This is a genomic window from Candidatus Binatia bacterium, assembly GCA_036382395.1.
Taxonomy (GTDB): Bacteria; Desulfobacterota; Binatia; order HRBIN30; family HRBIN30; genus JAGDMS01.
Genome location: DASVHW010000029.1, coordinates 1 through 2,231, shown reverse-complemented (window position 1 = coordinate 2,231; position 2,231 = coordinate 1). Strand labels below are relative to the sequence as shown.

Genomic DNA, 2,231 nt, shown 5'->3' with positions numbered 1-2,231 from the left:
CTGCGCATGCGCGCAACCTCGGTGAATCGCATCAGCACCTCATACAGGAAGAAACCCAACCACACGCTTTCGCCTTTGCCCTGTGCGCCCACGATGTTCATGCCGTCGTTCCAGTCACCGGAGCCGATGAGCGGCAGGCCGCGCTCGCCAAAGCTGAGACCTCTCAGGATGGCGCGCACGCCGTGTTGGTATAAACTGGCCGACTCTACCGAGCGGCCGGGCAAGTCGTAATACGAGTCCTCTTCGGGGTTCACCGCTCGGCCTTCGAGGAAGGGTATGAGTTCATCCAGCACCCCGGCGTCGCCGGTGCTCAGAACATAGCGGCACATCGCCAACGGCAACCACAGGTAGTCGTCCGAACAGTGCGTGCGCACGCCGCGATCAGATGCGGGATGCCACCAATGCTGGACATCGCCTTCCCGGAACTGATGGGCCGCACAGCGCAGCAGGTGCGCGCGTACGAGCTTGGGCTCGGCATGGATGAGCGCCATCACGTCCTGCAACTGATCGCGGAAACCGAACGCGCCGCCTGATTGGTAGTACCCGCTGCGCGCCCACAGACGGCAGGCCAGAGTTTGATACAAAAGCCAGCCGTTGGTCAGCACGTTGAGGGACTGGTCGGGTGTTTCCACCTGCACTGCGCCGAGAGTATTCTTCCAGTACTGTCGTACCGCTTCGAGCGCACCCCGCGCAGCAGTTGATCCCCGGAAGCGATGCACCAGGTTGCCGGCGTCGTTGGCGTCCCGGCCTACGCCGAGCCTGAAGACAATCTCACGCTCTTGCCCATCGGCGAGTTCGAATGGAACCTGGATCGCGGCACAGGGATCCAACCCGGCCCCCACCTTGCCGGAAAGCCACGACCGGGTCATCGCGGCCGGATTCTTGAGCGTGCCGTTGCGACCGATGAATTCCGCGCGATCGCCGCTGATGGTTCGGGCCGCATCGTCCACGTCGAAGAACGCAATCCGGCCGGCGAACTCCATGTTGTATCGGTTTCGCGCGTAGAGCGCTCCGCTGTTGGGGTTGATTTCGGTGATCACGTGCATGGTCGATTTCGACCGCAGATCGCCCAGCACCCATTCGACGTATCCCGTGGCGGAGAGCTGGCGCGATCGGCCTGAGTCGTTACGCACTTTCAGCACCGAGAACTTGATCGATGCGTCCAGGGCCACGTAAACCCACAGCTCCGAGCAGATACCGCCCTCGACGTGCTCGAAAACGCTGTAGCCGAAGCCGTGCCGGCTGACGTAGGGTGCAGCTCCGCGGCTGGGCAGCGGCGTGGGAGACCAGAAATGGCCGCTCTCTTCGTCACGGATGTAACAAGCTTCTCCGCTCGCATCGCTCACGGGGTCGTTGTGCCAGGGAGTGAGGCGGAATTCGTGGGCATTCTCGCTCCAGGTGTAGGCCGCGCCGCTCTCGGAAATGACGGTTCCAAAGTGCGGATTCGCCTGCACATTCACCCAGGGTGCCGGCGTCACTTGCCCGTGAGCGGTCGTGATGACGTACTCGGTCCCATCAGGGGTGAATCCTCCCAGTCCGTTCCAGAGGATCAGATTGCGGCGCGGCAACTCAGCGGCAGCCGGGAGTTCGGGACGGTGGGTTCTGGTCGGCACCAGGCGCGAGACCCGCTTCTCGATAAAGCCGCGACGGTCGGTCTGTTCCGCCCGCGAGACCCGCCTCTCTATAAAGCCGCGACGGTTGATCTGTGCCGCCAGCGCGCCACGACTGTCGGTGATGATGGCGCGCGCGACCGATTGGAGCAGAATGCGGTCCTCGTCCGATATCTGCTCCGCTCGCCGCACGAAGATTCCGCCGGGCCGGTCTATCACGTGTGCCTCGAGGCCCACGGCAATCAGCCCCATGATTTGCTCCTGGAGCAATTGCCGGTAACCGGCGTGATCTTCATTCCAGATCACCAGGTCCACGGTGAGTCCCTTCAAGCGCCAGTAGGCGTGGGCCTGCACGAGTTGGCGTACCAGATCGATATTCGCCAGGTCGCTAATTTGCAGCAGCACGATCGGCAAATCGCCGGAAATGGCATAGCCCCATAAGCCGGATTGCCCGCGGCGGTTATTGATGAGAACGCTCGCGTCGGCGCGCAGCGAGGAATTGGCGTAGATGACAGAACTGGCAAGGCGTCCATAGAGTTGCGCGTCGGCCTCGGTGGCATTGATTTGCCGCAGGGTCACCTGGCTATGTGTCCACGCCAGTTCGAAAACCCGATCCGCAAG

1 protein-coding gene is annotated in these 2,231 nt (G+C 62.5%); it reads right to left on the bottom strand.

Annotated features, from left to right (window positions below; all coding sequences use genetic code 11):
* Nucleotides 1-2,231, bottom strand: a 2,231-nt coding sequence (locus VF515_01600) for a cyclic beta 1-2 glucan synthetase (protein HEX7406320.1), incomplete at both ends; no start/stop codon positions are given.